16 protein-coding genes and 1 pseudogene are annotated in these 18,487 nt (G+C 68.7%); 7 read left to right on the forward strand and 10 right to left on the reverse strand.

Annotated features, from left to right (window positions below; translation table 11 throughout):
• The first annotated feature begins 214 nt into the window (after positions 1–214).
• Positions 215–1,777, forward strand: coding sequence for a PE domain-containing protein (locus A5705_RS26535; RefSeq protein WP_067879113.1), 1,563 nt, complete (start codon positions 215–217; stop codon positions 1,775–1,777).
• A 108-nt stretch (positions 1,778–1,885) separates the two neighbouring features.
• A pseudogene (locus tag A5705_RS28820) lies at positions 1,886–2,447 on the forward strand (PPE family protein); the annotation flags it as partial.
• A gap of 330 nt (positions 2,448–2,777) precedes the next feature.
• On the opposite strand, the gene A5705_RS26545 reads toward A5705_RS28820, so the two are convergent.
• Together A5705_RS26545 and A5705_RS26550 are read right to left on the reverse strand one after the other, a co-directional pair.
• A complete protein-coding gene (locus A5705_RS26545; RefSeq protein WP_067879116.1) occupies positions 2,778–5,291 on the reverse strand; it encodes an FtsX-like permease family protein in 2,514 nt (837 codons plus the stop codon).
• Complete coding sequence (locus tag A5705_RS26550; RefSeq protein ID WP_067879269.1) at positions 5,288–5,986, reverse strand: ABC transporter ATP-binding protein; 699 nt, start codon at positions 5,984–5,986, stop codon at positions 5,288–5,290. Before A5705_RS26550 ends, A5705_RS26545 begins: the two co-directional genes overlap by 4 nt.
• A 414-nt stretch (positions 5,987–6,400) precedes the next feature.
• Here A5705_RS26550 and A5705_RS26555 point away from each other — a divergent pair, with 414 nt between their 5' ends.
• From A5705_RS26555 to A5705_RS26565, 3 genes are all read left to right on the forward strand, one after another.
• Positions 6,401–7,801, forward strand: a complete 1,401-nt coding sequence (locus tag A5705_RS26555) for a wax ester/triacylglycerol synthase family O-acyltransferase (protein WP_067879120.1) — start codon at positions 6,401–6,403, stop codon at positions 7,799–7,801.
• A gap of 81 nt (positions 7,802–7,882) precedes the next feature.
• Positions 7,883–8,668: a heavy metal-binding domain-containing protein gene (locus A5705_RS26560; protein WP_067879123.1), complete on the forward strand. Its 786-nt coding sequence runs from the start codon at positions 7,883–7,885 to the stop codon at positions 8,666–8,668.
• Entirely contained in the window at positions 8,668–9,051 is a 384-nt protein-coding gene (locus tag A5705_RS26565; RefSeq protein WP_067879128.1) for a DUF5073 family protein, read from the forward strand. The genes A5705_RS26560 and A5705_RS26565 overlap by 1 nt, the downstream gene beginning before the upstream one ends.
• Positions 9,052–9,053: 2 nt before the next feature.
• Here the strand turns inward: A5705_RS26565 and A5705_RS26570 are convergent, their stop codons facing one another.
• The 5 genes from A5705_RS26570 to A5705_RS26590 all read right to left on the reverse strand — a co-directional run bounded on the left by A5705_RS26570 (position 9,054) and on the right by A5705_RS26590 (position 12,229).
• On the reverse strand, positions 9,054–9,509 hold the full coding sequence (locus A5705_RS26570; RefSeq protein WP_197521337.1) for a nuclear transport factor 2 family protein: 456 nt from the start codon (positions 9,507–9,509) through the stop codon (positions 9,054–9,056).
• Positions 9,510–9,534: 25 nt separating this feature from the next.
• Positions 9,535–10,176, reverse strand: coding sequence for a cutinase family protein (locus A5705_RS26575; RefSeq protein ID WP_067881686.1), 642 nt, complete (start codon positions 10,174–10,176; stop codon positions 9,535–9,537).
• A 154-nt stretch (positions 10,177–10,330) separates the two neighbouring features.
• Complete coding sequence (locus A5705_RS26580; protein WP_197517007.1) at positions 10,331–10,759, reverse strand: hypothetical protein; 429 nt, start codon at positions 10,757–10,759, stop codon at positions 10,331–10,333.
• Positions 10,760–10,906: 147 nt separating this feature from the next.
• Positions 10,907–11,578 (reverse strand): TetR/AcrR family transcriptional regulator, encoded by a 672-nt coding sequence (locus A5705_RS26585; RefSeq protein ID WP_068281128.1) that lies wholly within the window; start codon positions 11,576–11,578, stop codon positions 10,907–10,909.
• Positions 11,579–11,653: 75 nt separating this feature from the next.
• Positions 11,654–12,229 carry a TetR/AcrR family transcriptional regulator gene (locus A5705_RS26590; protein WP_068281131.1) on the reverse strand — a complete coding sequence of 192 codons (576 nt, stop codon included), beginning with the start codon at positions 12,227–12,229 and terminating at the stop codon, positions 11,654–11,656.
• A 97-nt stretch (positions 12,230–12,326) separates the two neighbouring features.
• On the opposite strand from A5705_RS26590, the gene A5705_RS26595 reads away from it, so the two are divergent.
• Entirely contained in the window at positions 12,327–12,872 is a 546-nt protein-coding gene (locus A5705_RS26595) for a bifunctional 2-polyprenyl-6-hydroxyphenol methylase/3-demethylubiquinol 3-O-methyltransferase UbiG (protein WP_068281133.1), read from the forward strand.
• Positions 12,873–12,982: 110 nt separating this feature from the next.
• Positions 12,983–13,819, forward strand: coding sequence for an enoyl-CoA hydratase-related protein (locus tag A5705_RS26600; protein ID WP_067881588.1), 837 nt, complete (start codon positions 12,983–12,985; stop codon positions 13,817–13,819).
• On the opposite strand, the gene A5705_RS26605 is transcribed toward A5705_RS26600, so the two are convergent.
• Genes A5705_RS26605 through A5705_RS26615 form a run of 3 tightly spaced genes read right to left on the reverse strand, consistent with a single transcriptional unit; the run spans position 13,816 to position 18,476 of the window.
• Complete coding sequence (locus A5705_RS26605) at positions 13,816–15,537, reverse strand: FAD-binding protein (protein WP_067881591.1); 1,722 nt, start codon at positions 15,535–15,537, stop codon at positions 13,816–13,818. The genes A5705_RS26600 and A5705_RS26605 overlap by 4 nt on opposite strands.
• Positions 15,534–16,910, reverse strand: a complete 1,377-nt coding sequence (locus A5705_RS26610; protein WP_068281135.1) for an SRPBCC family protein — start codon at positions 16,908–16,910, stop codon at positions 15,534–15,536. Before A5705_RS26610 ends, A5705_RS26605 begins: the two co-directional genes overlap by 4 nt.
• A gap of 21 nt (positions 16,911–16,931) precedes the next feature.
• On the reverse strand, positions 16,932–18,476 hold the full coding sequence (locus A5705_RS26615; RefSeq protein WP_068281138.1) for an acyl-CoA synthetase: 1,545 nt from the start codon (positions 18,474–18,476) through the stop codon (positions 16,932–16,934).
• Positions 18,477–18,487 lie beyond the last annotated feature (11 nt).

Here is an 18,487-nt window from a genome sequence, read left to right on the forward strand (position 1 = left end):
GTGTGGCCGGCGGTCTTGTCACTCGCTCAACCGCATTGATCATTTGTTCGCGTCGGGGCTAGGCCGATTCGTCATCGGGTTATACGCTCGTTCAAGTAAGCCCGGTGAGCCACGCGGCGTCCGGGTCTTGCCCCTCACGGTGGTGGCCCATCGAGCGATCTCACCTGACGCGGGTCAGGTGATCAGTTCGCAGCGCGGGTGATCGGGGCAGGAAATGTCATTTGTCATGGCGGCGCCGGATTTGGTGGCGACGGCGGCCAGGGATCTGGAGAACATCAAGTCGATGCTCAGCGAAGCCAAGTCGGCCGCGTCGGGCCCGACGACGGCATTACTGCATGCTGCCGAGGACGAGGTGTCGACGGCCATCGCGGCGTTGTTCGGCACGCACGGCAAGGCATTTCAGGCGCTGAGCGCGCAGGCGGCGGCGTTTCATGAGGAGTTCGTGCAAACGTTGAACTCCGCTGCGGGCGCGTACGCGAGCACCGAGGCCGCCAGCGTCGCTCCGTTGCACACCATGCCAGCCGGGCTGTTGGCGTCGGCCGCGAGCACCGGCCTCGCCGATATCGCCGGACCGTACCAAACGCTGTTCGCCAACACGGCCGCCAATCTGCAGACACTCGCAAGTGCCATAGCCGCTAACCCGGCGCCCTTCTTGCACCAGTTCATCCTCAACCAAGTCCGCTACGCGCAGGAGATTGCCGCGGGCGTCCAATACGTGTTGCAGAATCTGCCCGCCGTGTTGGCGAGCGTGCCGGCCAACATTCAGGCGCTGCTGGCCTTCAATCCGCTGCCGGTCATCCAGCAGTTCATTGCCCACCAGCTGACCTACGCCCAGATCGTCGCGACATCCCTGCAGAACGCGGCCCGCGACTTCGTAGTCGGCCTGGAGCAATTACCGGCGGCCTTCCAATCCGCCGTCCGGGCCCTCATGGCCGGGAACCTCGGTGGCGCGGTGCACGACATTGCGCAGGGCTTCCTCGGTCTGTTCTTCACCGGCTTCGATATCACCGAGACCGGCGATCCCCTGGTCGCCCCGGGGCTCACCCTCACCGTTACCCCGACGGGCACACTGGGAGACCTGTTACCCATCCTCGCCATTCCCGGGATGATGGCCCAGAACCTCACCAATCTGCTGCCGGCCGGCTCCATCCCGGCGCAGGTCTCGCAGAACTTCACCAACGTGATCGATACGCTCACGGACACGTCTATCAACGCAACCGCGCTACTCGGGCTCGGGACGTCCGGTCTCAGTGCCACCCTCACGAGCGACATCGGGCTGCCGGCGGCGCTTCTCATCGACGCTGTGGGCGCGCCCGTCAACGCATTCGACGCGATGTCTGCCAGCGCATCGCAGTTCGCCGGCGAGCTGCAAACAGGCAATCTCACCGGCGCGATCGCCACACTCATCGACGCTCCGGCCGTCGTCACCAACGGCTTCCTCAACGGAGAGACGACCCTACCGCTGTCAATCCCCTTGCCGGACTTCACCACAAACCTCGGCCCACTGCCCTTCGGGGGCACCCTATCGTTGACGAACGGCAACGCCGACATCAACATTCCGCTCGATGGCCTTCTCGTACCGCAAACCCCGATAACCGGGTCGGTCACCGGAACCGCGACGGGCACTGGTCTTGCGGGTATTGCTGCCGCGGCCCTCGTCAACACCCAACTCCCGCTGAACGTTGACGTTCTGGGCACGCCGACCAGCGGGCTCATCACCGCGCTCCTTGTCTACGCTCCCGAGCAACTCGCGCTGGCGATCACACCTGCCGGGTAGTCCGTTGAACTTTCCGGGTGCCCATCTCGTGTAGCCGTACACGGGGCGTGTCGGCGGTGCTGACGCCGCCGGCAATCGTCGCGGACCGTCGAGGAATGGACTGTCGTGATGAACTTTTCGGTGTTGGCGCCCGAGATCAACTCGGCGCGGATGTTCGCTGGCGCGGGTTCGGCCCCGATGTTGGGCGCGGCCGCCGCTTGGGACGCGCTGGCCTCCGAGTTGGGGTCCGCGGCGTCGTCGTTCTCGTCGGTCACGTCGGGCCTGACGGGCCAGGCGTGGCAGGGTCCGGCCTCGGAGGCGATGGCGGCCGCGGCGGCCCCGTATGCGGGCTGGTTGAGCGCGGCGGCGTCCGGGGCGACCGGGGCCGCCGGCCAGGCCCGCGCGGTGGCCGGTGCCTTCGAAGCCGCACGGGCGGCGACGGTGCACCCGCTACAGGTGGCGGCCAACCGAAATGGGTTGGTGCAGTTGGTGTTGTCTAACCTGTTCGGGCAGAACGCTCCGGCGATCGCTGCGGTCGAGGCCGAGTACGAGCAGATGTGGGCCCAGGACGTGGCCGCCATGGCCGGCTATCACGCCGGCGCCTCCGCCGCGGCCGCGCAACTGCCCGAGTGGCAGCAAGCGGTGCACGGCTTGGCGAGCCGGCTCGCCACGGCGCTGGGCCTCGGCCCGGTGACCAACCCCGTGCCCGGCGACCCCGACTTCATGAGCCAGACGACCGGGTTCGGCGGATTGGTGTCGAACACTTCCGTCGCCGACCCCGACGACAACAACTTCGTCGCGACCAACATCACCAGCCCGTTGTTCACGGCCGCGGTGACCTCCGGCGCCGAGCCGACGCTGGGACTGGGGGCGCCCGGGCAGACGATCTTGACGTTCCAGAGTCCGGTCGCTCCGTTCTTGAACAGTTCGATCGCCCTGCCCGTGACGGATCCGTTGGCCCCGCTGTTCACCGCGCTGCTTCCGCTCGGCTTCTGAGTTCCGGCGCGGGTGACCATTCCGCCTATTCCGCGCTCACGGCCTCGATGATGTTGAGGCGGGCCGCGCGCCGGCCCGGCGGCAGCGAGCCGAGCAGGCTGAGCGTCAGGGCGCCGAGGCAGAAGCCGACCGCCGTCCAGCCCGGGTGAAACGCGACCCGGAAATTCATCATGTCCCCGCTGACCAGGCTGAACAGCCACTGGTCGGCAAACCCGAACATCAGCCCCGACACGCCACCGATGACGCCGATGCCCATCGCCTCGGCCAGCACCATGGCCAGCGTGAACCGACGACTGGCGCCCATCGCCCGCAACACACCGATTTCGCGACGCCGTTCCAGCACGGACAGGGTCAGGGTGTTCAGCAACGCCACCGCGGCCACGCACGCGACGATGATCCACACGGCATTCGCGATGAACATGCTCTGGCGCATCGGGGCCTGTAGGCCGGCCAGCTTGGTGCGACCGTCGTAGACGTAGTTCGGCGCCGGCACCACGCCCCGGACCTCCGCCAGCAGGCGCCGGGTGTCCGCGCCCGGCGCCGCGGCGATTTCGAGCGTCGTCGCCACCGGGCGGTCGAACCAGGCGCGCATCTGATCGAGGCCCATCCCGATCGTGCCGATGACCGTGGAGAAGTAGGGGACGAGGGCCAGCACCCGCGCCGCACGCGCTCCGTGCGGTGTTTGCATCCGCAACTGGCCGCCGACCCGAACGTGCAGGGTCGCGCCCAGGTTCTGCGAGAGCACCACGCCCCGGCCGGCGAGCACGTCGTCGCGAGCACGCTCGTCGAGCGCGCGGTACAGCGGATCGGCCGTTCCAGCGGCGAACCCGTCGAGCATGACGCGGGTGCCGCCCACCTCGGCGAAGCCGAGCGCGCCCTCGGTGACGCGACGTACGCCGGGCAACGCCGTGACCGTCTCCGAAATGCCTTGTGGCAGAGCGTCGGTGGGAAACCCGTCGGGGGCGTTGGCGCTCACCCACACCGGAACCTCGGCGACCGGGGCGAAGATGCCCCGCGCGGACCGGATCATGTCGGCATTGGTGCCGGTGATCGTGACGGTGGTGACCACGGCGATGAGCACCGTCATCACGGTCGCCCACACCCGTCGCGGCGCGCGCTCGATGGTGGCGGCCGCGAGCGCACCGACGGAGCCGAAGGCCCGGGCCACGCCGGCGGTGGCGCTGACAACTGGCACGGTGAGCGCGAAGCCGAGCGCTATCTCGGCGGCGAACACCGCGGAGACGGCGGCAAAGGTGGGGGCGCCACGCTCGTTGAGCACCACCGCGATGGACACACCGAAGACCGCGATCGCCGCCACCCCGCTGGTGATCCGCAGCCACCGCGTCACGCGGTCGGCGGCCGAAACCCCCACGGGCGCCAACGCCTCGATGGGGGCGACCTTGTACACCTGCCGCGCCGCCATCGCCGACGCCACCACGCTGGTGAGCGCCGTCACCGCGACGGCCGCCGGGATGGCGTAGCCCGGCAGCCAGTACTCGATGCGGGCTTCCAGCCCCTGGGTCATGGCCGGAGGCAGTCGGCCAATCGCGATGTGGCCCAGCGCTATTCCGATGGCCGACCCCAGGGCCCCGCCGACGACCCCGAGTATCGCCGCCTCCGCGAGCATGTCGCGGACGATGGTGGCGCGCCGGGCGCCCAGGGCACGCAGCAGCGAGATGGCGGGGCGGCGCTGGCTGATCGCCATCGTCATGGTGGTGTAGATCAAAAACGCGCCGACCATCAGCGCAACCATGGCGCCCATCAGGGCCATGTAGTTCATCAGCTTGACACCGTCGCCGGCACGCGTAGCCCGCATGCCGGGGTCGGCGACGATGGCCCGGCCGTTCACCGCGCGGGTGACGGCCGCGCGCACCTGGGCGAGGTCGGCGCCGGGCTCGGTGGTGATCAGGATCGAGTCGAGCTGGCCCTGCCGCCCGGTGACGTTCTGCGCCAGGGCAAGTGGAGCGAGGACGTAGTGCCCGCCGTTGAGGGCCGCGGCCTGCCTGCCGGTGAGCACCTCGCCGACCGTCACCGGGGCCGAACCAAGCGTGAACGTGTCACCCTTGGCGTGACCGACGCCGGGACCCACCCGGACCGCGTTCGGCGACAGCCGCCCCGGCGCGCCGTCGTCGACCCCGCCTTTCAACGCGTCCTTCAGGGCTCCGCCCAGCGCGGCGAGGCGGTCGTCGGCACCGAACAGCAGGACCGGCCCCGACGGTGTCGACGCCGTCGTCCGGATCATCGGCGCCGCGGTCGCCACGCCGGGAACGGCGGCCACGTCGGCGGTGACCGTGTCGGGAAACCCGGAGTCGGTGATGCCCGACACTTCCAGTGAGGCGACGCCCGCGATCCCGTCGGCGAGCCGATTGACCGATCCGGTGATCGAGCCGAAGATGCCGAAAACCGCGACCAGGTACATGGCCGACACGGCCATCACGGCGATCGACGCGATCGTGCGCCGGCGGTGCACGGCAAGCTCGCGCAGGCTGAACAGGCGCAGCCGGCTCGCCGCGGCGCCGATCACGGAACCCGGTGTCACACCGGGACCGCCAGCCGCTCATCGGAACTGATCCGGCCGTCCTGCAGCATGATCACGCGATCGGTCGCGTCTGCCGCCTCCGCGTTGTGGGTCACCATCACTACCAGCCGGCGGCGGCCCGGATCGTGCGCGACCTCGCCGAGCAGCGCCAGGATCGACGCCCCCGTTGTGGAGTCGAGGTTCCCGGTCGGTTCGTCGGCGAGGATCAGGGGTGGATCCATCATCAATGCGCGCGCCACGGCGACCCGCTGCATCTGGCCGCCCGACAGCTCGGCGGGCCGGTGCTCGGTCCGGTTGCCCAGCCCCACGCGGCCCAGCAGCCGAATGGCGTCCGGTTTGGCCCTGCCCAGCCGGACGCCGTCGAGCAGCTTCGGGACCGCGACGTTCTCCCACGCCGACAGCGTCGGCAGCAGGTTGAAGAACTGGAAGACGAAGCCGACCCGGCGGTGGCGGAACGCCGACTGCTGCTCATCGCTGAGGCGGCCGATCTCGTCGCCGTCGAATTCGATGGACCCCGAATCGGGCGAGTCGAGGGCACCGAGCAGATGCAGCAGGGTGCTCTTGCCCGCCCCCGAAGGCCCGACGACCGAGACGAAGTGCCCGCCGTCGAGGCGCAGCCCGATCTCGTCGAGCGCGCGCACGGACTGACCGCCGACCCGGTACTCGCGCACGACGTCGCGAAGCTCGATGGTCAGCGGTCGGTGCGTCGTAGCACCGCAGGTGTCGATCCGTCCGGACATGATCCTCCCGCGCGTCGCACTCGTCAGCGCACGCACCGCCCCACACAGACCGTGCCCCCGAGGCGCTGGTATCGGAGATAACGAGGCCGCGCCCCGATCGGTTCACTCCGCTTGCGTCTCGTGGGCGGCGATGGCCGAAAGGGATGTTTAACTTTCGCGGCGTCCGGGGAAATCCGACGGTTCCTGAGGGGCGCGCGCCGCACCCGGGGGCTTATTGCGGCCTGTTTCGGAGCGGGCCGGTGATACCACGCCACGGTCATCAACAATTAACGCGTAAAGATTTGTTAAGCAGTGGATGTCCGCATTTTCGCTACCTAAACTCTGTGGGGTTAGGCGGGGATTTACAGGTCACTAGTCGGGCGGGCGGCTATGGAACGACTCAGCGGACTTGACGCATTCTTTCTCTATTTGGAGACGCCGACGCAGCCGTTGAACGTGTGTTGCATTTTGGAGTTGGACACGTCCACGATGCCGGGCGGCTACACCTACGGGCGCTTCCGCGCCGCGGTGGCCAAACGCGTGGCCGCGATGCCGGAATTTCGCATGAAGCTCGCCGATACGCAGCTGAACCTGGATCACCCGGTGTGGGTGGATGACGAGGACTTCCGCCTGCGACGACACTTTCGGCGCATCGGGGTGCCGGCGCCCGGGGGGCGCCGCGAGCTGGCCGACATCTGTGGCTATATCGCCGGGCTTCCGCTTGATCGCGATCACCCGCTGTGGGAGATGTGGGTGCTGGAAGGCGGTGCCCGCACGGGCGCGGTGGCGGTGATGCTCAAGGTCCACCATGCGGTGGTCGACGGGGTCGCCGGCGCGAATCTGCTGGCCCAGCTGTGCACCCTGGAGCCCGACGCGCCGCCACCACAGCCGGCGTGCGGCGCCGGCCGCGGTAATTCGCTGCAGATTGCCGCGAGCGGACTGATGGGTTTCGCATTGCGGCCATTGCGGCTCGCGACCGTGGTGCCGGCGACAATGCTGACCCTGGCGCAAACGATGCTTCGCGCGCGCGACGGCCGCACCATGGCCGCCCCGTTCACGGCACCCCCGACGCCGTTCAATGGCGCCGTGAGCCGGCACCGCAACATCGCCTTCACCCAGCTGGACATGCGCGACGTCAAGCGCGTCAAGGACCGGTTCGGCGTGACGGTCAACGACGTGGTCGTGACCCTCTGCGCGGGGGTGCTGCGGCGGTTCCTGCTCGAGCGCGGCGAGCTGCCCGACCAGCCGCTGGTGGCCACCGTGCCGGTGTCGGTGCACGAGAAGTGCGACCGACCCGGCCGCAACCAGACCACGTGGATGTTTTGCCGGGTGCCGAGCCAGATCGGCGATCCGGCCGAACGCATCCGTGCCACCGCGGCGGGTAATGCCGCCGCGAAAGACCACACCGCGGCCATCGGGCCGACGCTGCTGCACGACTGGACCCAGTTCGGCGGACCAACCATGTTCGGTGCGGCCATGCGGATCCTCCCGCACATCCCGATATCGCACAGCCCCGCGTACAACCTGATCCTGTCGAATGTGCCCGGCCCGCAGAACCAGTTGTATTTCCTGGGCTGCCACGTGGACAGCATGTATCCGATGGGCCCGATCATCGGCAGCGCGGGCCTGAACATCACCGTCATGTCGCTCAACGGGGACCTGGGGATCGGCATCATCGCCTGTCCCGACCTGCTGCCCGACCTGTGGGGCATCGCCGATGCATTTCCCGACGCGCTCAAGGAACTGCTGGAATGCGGAGAGCATCAGCCGGCGGGTAGCTGCCCGAGCTAGTTCTCGCGAGGTCAAGCCACCCGGCGATCGCCCGTCGGCAAGCTACGCTGGCCTTCCGAACCTCAGGAGGGCTGGTGGCCGATGCAACCTAACCCGCTCGACCCGGTGGCCAGCGAACGGCTGTCACACGCAGGCAAGGTCTTCACCTCCGACCTGTCGATCAACGAATTCGCCTTGCTGCACGGGGCCGGTTTCGAACCGATCGAACTCGTGATGGGCGTATCGGTCTATCACGTCGGCTACCAATTCACCGGCATCAGGCAGCAATCCGAGCTGCCCGTGCTCACCGAGGCGACCTACCGCGCGCGGTGGAACGCGATGTCACGGATGCAGGCCGAGGCCGATTCGCTCGGCGCCGACGGAGTGGTCGGCGTCCGCCTCGAATGGCGCCATCAGGGGGAGGGTGAGCACCTCGAGTTCATCGCGGTCGGTACCGCCGTGCGGTACACGCCGAAGCCGGGTGCGTACCGACGCCCCAACGGCCAGGCGTTCACCAGCCATTTGTCCGGCCAGGACATGACGACGCTGCTGCGGTCCGGGTACGCCCCGGTCGCCTTCGTGATGGGCAACTGCGTGTTTCACGTTGCCGTGCAAGGGTTTATGGCGATGATGAAGCAGGCGGGACGCAATACCGAGATGCCGCAATGGACGCAGGGCAGCTACCAGGCGCGGGAGTTGGCGATGTCGCGCATGCAGAGCGAGGCCGAGCGCGACGGCGGAAACGGCGTCGTCGGCGTGCATTTCGCGATCTCGAACTATGCCTGGGGGCATCACACGGTGGAGTTCTACGTCGCGGGAACGGCCGTGCGCCGCGGCGGCGAGGCGCAAACCCTGACGCCGTCGTTCGTCCTGCCGATGAGCGATTGATGACAGGCTTCGACCACGAGCGGGTCAGTCACGCTATCGCGTCGGCCCTGGCCGGCCCCGGAGGCGTCGCCCTCGTCGTTAAGGTGTTCTCCGGTGTTCCCGGGGTGATCGTCGTCCCGGCGCGGCGGGGCTTTTTCCGCTCGCAGCCGGAGCGCGTCCAGATCGGCGACTGGCGGTACGAGCTGAGCGCCGACGGCCGGCTCGGCGCCGCCCATGTGGTGAACGGCGTCGTCCTCGCCGAGGAGGTGCTCGCCGCCGGCGCCGTCGGTCCGCATATCGCCCGCGCGCTCGGGCAGCTGGTCACCGGCTACGGTCCGACGATCATTCCCAACATCGACGCGGCGCTCGAAGCCCTGGAGACCGGTTCCGGGACCCGCTTCTGACGTCAGTCGGCCGGTTGCTGCTGGTCGAGCGCCACCACCCACCTGCTGAACCGCCACGCGCCGTCCCGCTTGACCGCGGTGAACTCGTAGCGGCCGGTCAGGTCGGGGGTGGGCGGGCCGCCGTCTTTGACCGCGAAGACCTGGACATAGCAGTGCCCGGTGGCCTCGCTGTCGCTTTGGCCGGAGAACCAGAACGAGTTCAGCGCGTGGCGCCGCTGGTTGTTCTCGGCCTTGAATCCCGCCTTCCTCACCGCGAGCAGGCTCATCACCGTATCGATGTCCGCCGACAGCGGGCTGCCCTCGTGCAGCAGCACGAGCTCCGGTGCGTCGGTGAACAGCGCCCGAAAGTCGTCGAGCCGGTTCTCGTCGTAGGTGTAGGCGTAGGCGCCGAACAGGTTGATGACGGCCAGCCTGTCGGCGACGTCGAAGGCCGCGCTCCCGACATCCCCGAAGTCCATCGGCATCGACCTCCGTCCCGGGCGCTTACAGGCGACTCGCGGCGAAATCGGCCGCCTGATCCACCATCCCGGCGTCGACGTATTGCCGGTGCGCGGCCGGGAAGCCCGACCCCGAACAGACGGGATCGTTGGGGACGCACAGGTCGATCGTCTTGGGTGCATACAGCGGGCCGACCGTGACCGGGGGCTCGTTGATGATGCTCATGAACTGGCCCGACGGCTTGCCGAAAAGGGCGACCGCGGCGACGTGGTTGGCGACGTCGGGGGGCATCGGCTCGGGTGGCTGCGCCAGATTTGCGCCGTCGGGCACCCTGTTCGCGGTGACGAAACCCATCACGGCGGCGCCCTGGGAGTATCCGCCCAACACCATTTTGGTCCGAGGACAGCTCGCCGCCATGGACTCGACGTGGTGGCCGGCGTCGGTGATGCCGTCGATGGCGGTGGGGAAGTCCGTGGTGGCCGGGTAGTTGACCGGGTACACACCGAGCGATTTGCCGCCCACCCGCGAGCGCAGCGTGTCGACGAAGTGCTGGCCGACGCCGCCGACGCCGGGAGGCTCGCTGGTTCCCCGGGCGAATACCACCTCGACGTCGGGGCACGGCTCGGCCGATGCGGACGGAATGGGCGCGATCGCCGACACCCAAATAGGCGCCGCCGCAGCGCAAATGAGGTTGAGGAGGGCAGGCAGCTTCACGCCGAAAATTTTGGCACACGGCGATGGCGGACGCTCGGTGAGCGTCCGGCCCGACTCGACCCGCCCTTCGACCGGGCAAAATCCCAGCTCAGGCGATGACGGTGGCGTCGACGCCCGCTCCATCGCGCTACTTGTCGGTGCCCGGAGTCGAGGGCCGACCCGCGTTCCGCCCGTGCACCAACGAAGTGGCCGAACGCAACACCCCCCGAAACGCGTAGGCGGCCGCCACCACCGACAGCAGAATGAGCAGGATGAACATCGGTAGCCAATTGCCCCGGCTGTGGTCGACTTCCCACCAGACGATGGTGAACAACACCACGCAGAGCAAGAGCACCACATCTCGCCAATTGCCCCGGTAAGTCAGTGCGGCCTGCCGTAACGCGCGATTCCGGTCGGCGACGTCGACCAGGTCATCGATGCGGTCGTCGATCGTGCGCTGCAGCGCGGCGCGTCTGCCGGTGGCCTCCGGGGGGAGGCGATCCAGCAAATCCATGTCCTGCTTGATCAGCCCTCGGTAGTCCGGGCCCCTGAACTGCCCGGCCGCAACGGCCAGCATCAGGCCACCGAAAACCGGCGCACTGTTGAGTGCGACTTGTCCCAAACCCACCACGTCCGTCCTCCATGTGCTATCCGTCCTGTGGTCCGTTGAGAATCGCCGAACGGGCGGAACGGATCAACCGCCCGCGGTCGACGGGCGCAGCGGTCAGGACGCTTTCGGGGGGCGCCCCCGCGCCGGGATCGCGGGCGTGCCCTGCAACGAGTCCATCGCCCGCACCAATTGCGGGTAGGCGATCGCGGGGCCGATCCAGCGGGTGAGATAACGCCGGAGGTCGTCGCCGCCGCGGGGCGGCCGGCCGGGATCCGCGAGAAACGAGTGCAGCACCCGCAGGCAGAACTCGTTCAGCTCGTCCAGGCCGGCCTCATCGAAACCGTAACGCTCCCAATCGATGTCGTAGCGATGCAGCATCGAGCGTCCGAACGCCAGCGCGGTGTCCGAGATGATCGAGACGCCCTGGCCGTCGCGGTGGCGGCGATTCAGGACGAATTCGACCTGATTGTCCGACGCCAGTTGTTCGATCGCGAACGCCATGCCCTCGGTCATCGCGAGGACCGGGTCGGTCACACCGCCGAGATGGCTCGCCAACCGGTCCAGGAAGCCGTCGGCCGACCGCATCGCGGTTGCCACCAGCAGCGCCTGGGTGCCGGGGAAGTACCGATAGACGGTCTGCCGGGTCACACCGAGGGCCCGCGCGACATCGGCGATCCGCGTCGCCGGGCCACGTTCGTCGATGATCTGCTCGGCGGCGTCCAGGATGCGCTCGATCGCCTCCTCGTCGGAGGCCGGCGTGTTCCCCGCCCACCCGTGGCTGCGCATGCTTATCCCGTCATCCCCATCGCTGGATCATAACGTCCATCGGCCGCTCCACGGATTCGCTTGAGCCACAACCCGTTACGTGGCAGCCGCGCCCAGGATGAGGGTGACGGCCTCGTCCAGCTGGCCGGCGATCTCCCGGTAGCTGACGAACCGCGCCGTCATCAGCGCGCCGGCGAACGTCATCTGCAAAGCCGACTTCACGGCGCGAGGCCACCCCGGACCCAGCGCGGCCCCGATCCGCCTCGACACCTCGGCCCCGATCTCCTCGCGCAGCGGCCTGACCGCGGGATCGTCGGCCATCAGCGCGGCCCCGCAGGCCGTCATCAGCTCCGGCTCGTCGGCGACCATCAGCGCCATGTCGCGCAACGTCGCGCTGACCCGCGCCGGGGTCGCGTCGTTGACGTCGGTGTGCAGCGGCAGGTCGCGCAGAAAGCGGAGGTACACCGCGGCCACCAGCGCGCTCTTCGACGGAAAGTAGGTGTATGCGCTGGCCGGGGAAACCCCGGCGCGGTTGGCGACCGCCCGCATCGTCAGGTTCGCGTACGACGACTCGCGCAGTTCCTCCAGGCCGGCGTCGAGGACCTTGCGGATCGTCTGAGCGGGCCGACGGTCGGAGCGGCGGGGTGTGGTGGCAACCGCTTCCCTGGACACCGGTCCAGTGTAGAAACGGCGTGGGCGTCCTGGTCCACTGGTCGCGCCCCGCAGCGCCCGGCTACGCCGCGCTTGCGAGCGCTCTAGGGTGGCGCCTATGGCCGAGGCCGACCGGCGCCGCTGGGACGACAAGTACGCCGCTCAGGGGCCGCCGCCGGTGGGCGCGGTGGACCCGCCCGGCCTCCTGGTGCGGCACGCGGCGGCGTTTCCGACGGCCGGTCCCGCCCTCGACCTGGCCTGCGGGCGGGGGTTCGGCGCGGTGTGGCTGGCCCGGCGCGGCCTGCAGGTGTGGGGGTACGACGTTTCCCCGGTCGCGATCGACCAGGCCCGCGAGGTGGCCCGGGGCGCCGGCGTCGGAGGCCGCTGCCACTTCGAGGTGTTCGACCTCGATGACGGTCTGCCGGCCGGGCCGCCGGTCGCCGTGATCCTCTGCCACAGGTTCCGGGACCCCCGCCTCGACCGGGCGATCGTCGAGCGCCTGGCGCCGGGCGGGCTGCTGGCGATCGCGGCGCTCAGCGAAGTGGGCGCCGCGCCGGGGCCGTTCCGCGCCGCCGCAGGCGAACTGCCCGCCGCGTTCGCCGAACTCGAGCAGGTGGCCACCGGCGAGGGCCACGGTCAGGCGTGGCTGCTGGCCCGCCGCTGAGGGGGGCGCCTTCGAGACTGCGTCCAGATCACCCTTTGCCCGCAAAATCGCGATCTGAGCGCAGGCTCGGCGCCCTCGTCGCGGGCTCGAGAAGCGGTAGTGTCACCGAGATGGAGCGGCGCGTGCTCGAGGCGATCATCTATGAACGCGAACCGCCGATTGCGCGGATCATCCTGAACCGGGTCGACAAGGCCAACACCAAGGACGCCGTCTTGGTCACCGAGGTCGACGATTGCCTGCACGAGGCCGACCGCGACCGCGAGATCAAGGTCGTCATCCTCAAGGCCAACGGCAAGGGCTTCTGCGGCGGGCACGTCGCGCGCTGGGGCCCGGACGAGAACCCGTACCCGGACTTCGGAAACACCTTCGAAGACCTGTACAAGGGGACCGCCGACCTGTTCCTGTGGCCCACCCTCTACCTGTGGGAATTCCCCAAGCCGACGATTTCGCAGATCCACGGCTACTGCATGGGCGGCGGCATCTATCTGGGTCTGTTGACCGACTTCTGTGTGGCATCCGACGACGCGTATTTCCAGATGCCCCTTGCCCAGAGCCTCGGGGAACCCGGCGGGCACACCATGATCGAACCCTGGTTGCTGATGAACTGGCACCGCACCATGGACTGGCTGCTGCTGGCGCCGACGTTGTCCGCCCAGGAGGCGCTGGACTGGGGTCTGCTGAACAGGGTTGTGCCGCGCGAAGATCTGGAAGACACCGTCGAGGACATGGCGCGCAGGATCGCCCAAATCCCGTTGACCACGCTGATGGCGGTGAAGAACAACGTCAAGCGCGCCTGGGAATTGATGGGCATGCGGGTGCACCTGCAGGTCAGCCACATCCTGACCAACATGGTGGGCGCCGCCACCGACGTCCAGGCGCGGCGGGCCGAGCTCATGCAGTCGGGAATGAAGCCGCGCGATTTCGTCGGCCGCGACGAAAGTTCCTAGCGCGAGGCCTGACGGCTCCTCTCCCCGGCGATTTTTCGCCCGGCGGCGTGCCGCGCGGCGACGTAGCCGAACACCATCGAGCTGGCGATGCTCGCGCCCGCGCCCGGATAGGTGCGACCCATCACCGTCGCCGTGGTGTTGCCGGTGGCGTACAGGCCGTCGATCACCAGGTCCTGCTCGTCCAGGACCTGCGCGTGCTCGTTGGTGACGACGCCCCCGCACGTCCCGACGTCCGCCGGAAGCACCCGGGTGGCGTAGTAGGGCGCCCGGTCGAGGGGGCCGATGGCGGCGTTCGGCCGGTAGCCGGGATCGCCGAGGCAGTCGTTGTAGGCCGACTGACCGCGCCCGAAGTCGGGGTCCAGACCCTTGGCGGCGAACCGGTTGAACCGCTGGATCGTCCGCGCCAATTCGTCCGCGGGAAGGGCGATCTGGGCGGCGAGCTCGGCGACGGTGTCGCCGCGTTTGACCGCGCCGCTCTCGATGAGCTCCGGTGGCAGGTTCTGGTTGCGCTTGAACGGGTTGGTGCTGGTGACGTATCTGCGGACATAGCCCTCGTCGAAGATCATCCAGCAGGGCACCGCCTTGTTCGCATACATCGCCTTGCCGACCTCGACGTAGGAGTTCGACTCGTTGCAGAATCGGCGGCCGGTCGAGTCGACGTAGATCGCGCCGGGACGCTGGCGGCCCGACCCGAGCGAGGCGGCCACCGCCCCGCCGTTGGCGATGAAAACCGAAGGCAGCCACCAGGCCTCGTCCAGCAGATCGGTCCTGGCGCCGAGCCGCATCGCGGCCTGGAGCACCTCGCCGGTGTCGCCGGCGTTGGCGATCGACCACTTCGCCTCGTTGGGCTGATCGCCGCTGTACTCCCGGCGCATCTCGGCGTTGTGGCCGAAGCCGCCCGCCGCCAGCAGCACGCCTCGCCGGGCCTCCACGTTCTGCGAGACGCCACCGCGGGAGACGCGGGCGCCGACGACCCGGCCGTCGTCGACGATGAGATCTTCCATCGCCGCGTCCGTCCACAGCGGCGGCTGCCCACTGGAATCACTGCTGAGTTCGATGAGCGCCTTGAGCATCTGGGCGATCAGCGACGCCCCGTTGGTGAGGATCTGCCGACGACGCACGCGCGCGGCCGCGGTGCGCAGGAACACCCGCGCCGCGACGGCGAACGCGCGCGGCGAGCGGTTGTAGTACTGAACCGATCGCAGTTCGTTGGTCAGGACCACGAAGCCGTAATTCTTGGCCAGCGGCGGCTGCACCTTGTCGCACCAGCTGCCCAGCTCCGCGGCGTCGAAGGGGATGCCCTCGATGGCCCGGCCGGCTTCGTTGCCGCCCTTGTGGTTCGGGTAGTAGTCGCTCCATCCGGCGCAACGGACCAGCCGGACGCCCTTGCGCACGAGGAAATTCACCATTTCGTAGCCCGCGGTCAGGAACATCTCGCGGCGCGCGGGCGAGGACGGCGCGCCGATGTCGCCGACCACGTCGGCCAGGTAGGCCAGGCCGTCCTCGTGCGAGTCCGCGATGCCCTCGGCCCGCATCAAGGGGTTGTTGGGCAGCCAGACGATGCCGCCCGACAGGCCCGTCGACCCACCGACCAGCGCCTGCTTCTCGATGATCAGCGGTTCGAGCCCGCAGTCGAGCGCGGCCAGCCCGGCCACCATGCCGCCGCCGCCGCTGCCCGCGATCAGCAGGTCGACCGAGCGGTCCCACCGGGGGGTCATCGCGCCCCCACCCCGAATCCCAGCTCGGCCACGGGCACGTCGATGGTGGTGTTGGTCTTCTGGATCGCCGGCACCAGCGCGCCGTACGGCAGGCCGGCCAGGAAGCCGTCGATGACGCGTTCGAAGTTCGAGATCAGCCCCTCGATCCGGTCCGACAGTCGCATGTATTCAAACCCCTTGGAGTGCAGGCCTTTTTGCTGCCTGGGCAGGTTGGAGAAGTCCTGGGCGGGGATGGGCGGCCAGCGCGGGTCGTCGGGCGCCATCGGCTCTGGCGGGGTGGGTTTGTCGGTGATCTGGTCCGGCGGGATGCGGGTGAGCGACCAGATCTCGAACAGCGTCTCCTCCGGGCCCAGCGGGCGGATCCGGTAGGACGAGGCGCTGCTGTACTGGGGCAGCAGAAAGTAATGCGGGAAACAGAAGTTGATCGCTTCGGTGATCCCCCGCCGCGCCAGCTCGTTGAGGTCGGGCATGTCGCAACCCCGGGCGCGATGCCAATGGACGATGGCGTCGTTGAGGGTGCGGCGCCAGACGGCCATCGCCTCGGCCGGATCGGACGGCAGCTCCATGTCCTGCAGGCCCTCGGCGATGCGGACGTCGTTCTCGTGGGTCATGCCGGCCATGCCCTCGCCCAGCGTGCGCATGAAGTAGAGGTTGGTCTGGGCCAGGCCCGGTGGTTTCGACGTCGGGGGCATTGCCGACGGCAGCAGTTGCGGGTGGGTCTGGGGGACGTGGTAGCCCTCCATGAACGCCGCCGTGGCCAGCTTCCAGTTCACCGGCAGACGGCACGACTGCCACCACTCGACGCGCAGCGATTCGACCTTCCATGCGTCATAGATCGACGCGAACGGCTCGATGCAGTCGCGCAGTTCAGGCGCGCCGTCGTCGAGGTTGATCCACGCGCACCCGCCCCAGAGCTCGCACCTGACCGGGACGAGCTGCAGGTCGTCCGGGCGCAGGTTGTCCTCGGCGAACTCCTCGGGCCGCAGCACGAATGTGTTGCGGCCGTCGATGCCCCAGCACCAGCCGTGGAACGGGCAGACGAACGTGCGCCGATTCCCGTTGCCCTCCACCAGCTTTACCCCGCGATGACGGCATGCGTTGTGGTAGGCGCGCACGGTGTGGGTGTCGATCCGCACGACGACGATCGATTCGTCGAGGATCTCGTACTCGACGAAGTCGCCGACTTTCGGGATCTCCTCGAGGCGGCAGGCCATCTGCCACACGCGTGGCCAGAGCAGCTCCGCCTCCAGTTCGTAGAACTCCGCGTCGTAGTACCGCTGCTTGGGGATCCGGTCGGGCGTCTGAACCGCCCACGGCACCGGCAGGGGCGTCCAATCGACACCGGTTGTCTCCGAACCCGTCTCTACAGCCATCGCACTGTCCCTCGTGTCAGCTCATACGATCCGTGAGGCCCGCCCCTGCCAGTAACGCTCACGAATGCGCCGTTTGTAAAGCTTGCCGTTGGGGTCGCGGGGCAATTCGGGCTCGAATTCGACTGTGCGCGGGCACTTGTAGCCGGCCAGGTGCGCCCGGCAGTACGCGATGAGCTCGGCCTCCAGCTCCGGGCCGGGCGCCACGCCGTCGGCCGGTTGCACCACGGCCTTGACCTCCTCGCCGAACTCGTCGTTGGGCACGCCGAACACGGCCGCGTCGACGAGCTTGGGGTGCATGACCAGCAGGTTCTCCGCCTCCTGCGGGTAGATGTTGACCCCGCCCGAGACGATCATGAACGTCGACCGGTCGGTGAGGTAGAGATATCCGTCCTCGTCGACGTAGCCCATGTCGCCCAGCGACCGCCAGCCGCGGTCGTTGGACACCGATGCCGTCTTGGCCGGGTCCTTGAAGTACTCGAAATCGGGACCGCCCTCGAAGAACAGCTCGCCGGACCGGCCCGCGGGGAGTTCGACCCCGTCGTCGGAGAGCACGTGAACCGGGTGCAGCGGCTTGCCGACCGAACCGGGATGGGCGAGCCATTCCTCGGGCCCGATCGTGGTGCCCGCGAATCCCTCTGTGCCGCCGTAATACTCGTGGATGATGGGACCGAACCACTGCATCATCCGGTGCTTGACGTCCACCGGGCACGGGGCGGCCGCATGCAGCACGCACCGCAGGCTGGAGACGTCGTACTTCCGCCGGAGGGCCTCGGGCAGCTTGAGCATCCGCACGAACATCGTCGGGACGAACTGGGCGTGCGTGACGCGATGCGTCTCGATCAGCCGCAGCACGGCCTCGGCATCGAACTTGCGCATCAGGATCGCGGCGGCGCCGACGCGATGCACCGCCATGGTGTAGTTCACCCCCGCCGCGTGATAGAGCGGCGCGGGGGAGAGGTACACGCTGGACGCGTCCATCCCGTACTTGTGGATCAGCGCCATCTCCAGGACCGCCTGGGCCCACGACCCGTTGCCGTCGGCGGGCAGCGCCCGGCGGACGGCCTTGGGCCGCCCGGTGGTGCCCGACGAATAGAGCATCTCCGAGCCGTCCGACGGCGGCGGGGGTTCGCCCGCGATTGTCAGGGCGTCCCCATACGAACGCCAGCCGGGCAGCTCGCCCCCGACCGCGACGTGGACCGCGACGCCGGCGTTGGCCGTGAGGACGTGTGCGGCCAGGTCGGCCCCCCACGCCTCCGAGCCGTCGACGAAGACCGCCTTCGCGTCGGAGTCGTCGATGACGTAGGCGACCTCGTCGGGCGTGAAGTGGGTGTTGACCGCGGTGTAATACAGCCCGGAAAGCTGGCAGCCCCAGGTGATTTCGAAGAACTCCGGCCGGTTCGGCAGCACCAGCGCCACGCCATCGCCGCGCCGCAACCCGGCGTCGTGCAGCAGGGCGGCGACGCGCAGGCTCCGCTCGTGCAGCGCCTTGTACGAGATGGTGTCGCCGTCCCCGATCGCGAGAGCCACCGAGTCGGGGGCCGTCGCAGCGTGGTCGGCGATGTTCACTGGCGGACCGG

Source organism: Mycobacterium sp. E787, assembly GCF_001668725.1.
Classification (GTDB): Bacteria; Actinomycetota; Actinomycetes; order Mycobacteriales; family Mycobacteriaceae; genus Mycobacterium.

Excerpts from the sequence above, each read along its gene's own strand:
- A5705_RS26535 (WP_067879113.1), top strand. The coding sequence starts at position 215 with ATGTCATTTGTCATGGCGGCGCCGGATTTGGTGGCGACGGCGGCCAGG.
- A5705_RS26555 (WP_067879120.1), top strand. The coding sequence starts at position 6,401 with ATGGAACGACTCAGCGGACTTGACGCATTCTTTCTCTATTTGGAGACG.
- A5705_RS26560 (WP_067879123.1), top strand. The coding sequence starts at position 7,883 with ATGCAACCTAACCCGCTCGACCCGGTGGCCAGCGAACGGCTGTCACAC.
- A5705_RS26565 (WP_067879128.1), top strand. The coding sequence starts at position 8,668 with ATGACAGGCTTCGACCACGAGCGGGTCAGTCACGCTATCGCGTCGGCC.
- A5705_RS26570 (WP_197521337.1), bottom strand. The coding sequence starts at position 9,509 with ATGGACTTCGGGGATGTCGGGAGCGCGGCCTTCGACGTCGCCGACAGG.
- A5705_RS26580 (WP_197517007.1), bottom strand. The coding sequence starts at position 10,759 with ATGCTGGCCGTTGCGGCCGGGCAGTTCAGGGGCCCGGACTACCGAGGG.
- A5705_RS26585 (WP_068281128.1), bottom strand. The coding sequence starts at position 11,578 with ATGCGCAGCCACGGGTGGGCGGGGAACACGCCGGCCTCCGACGAGGAG.
- A5705_RS26595 (WP_068281133.1), top strand. The coding sequence starts at position 12,327 with ATGGCCGAGGCCGACCGGCGCCGCTGGGACGACAAGTACGCCGCTCAG.
- A5705_RS26600 (WP_067881588.1), top strand. The coding sequence starts at position 12,983 with ATGGAGCGGCGCGTGCTCGAGGCGATCATCTATGAACGCGAACCGCCG.
- A5705_RS26605 (WP_067881591.1), bottom strand. The coding sequence starts at position 15,537 with ATGACCCCCCGGTGGGACCGCTCGGTCGACCTGCTGATCGCGGGCAGC.
- A5705_RS26610 (WP_068281135.1), bottom strand. The coding sequence starts at position 16,910 with ATGGCTGTAGAGACGGGTTCGGAGACAACCGGTGTCGATTGGACGCCC.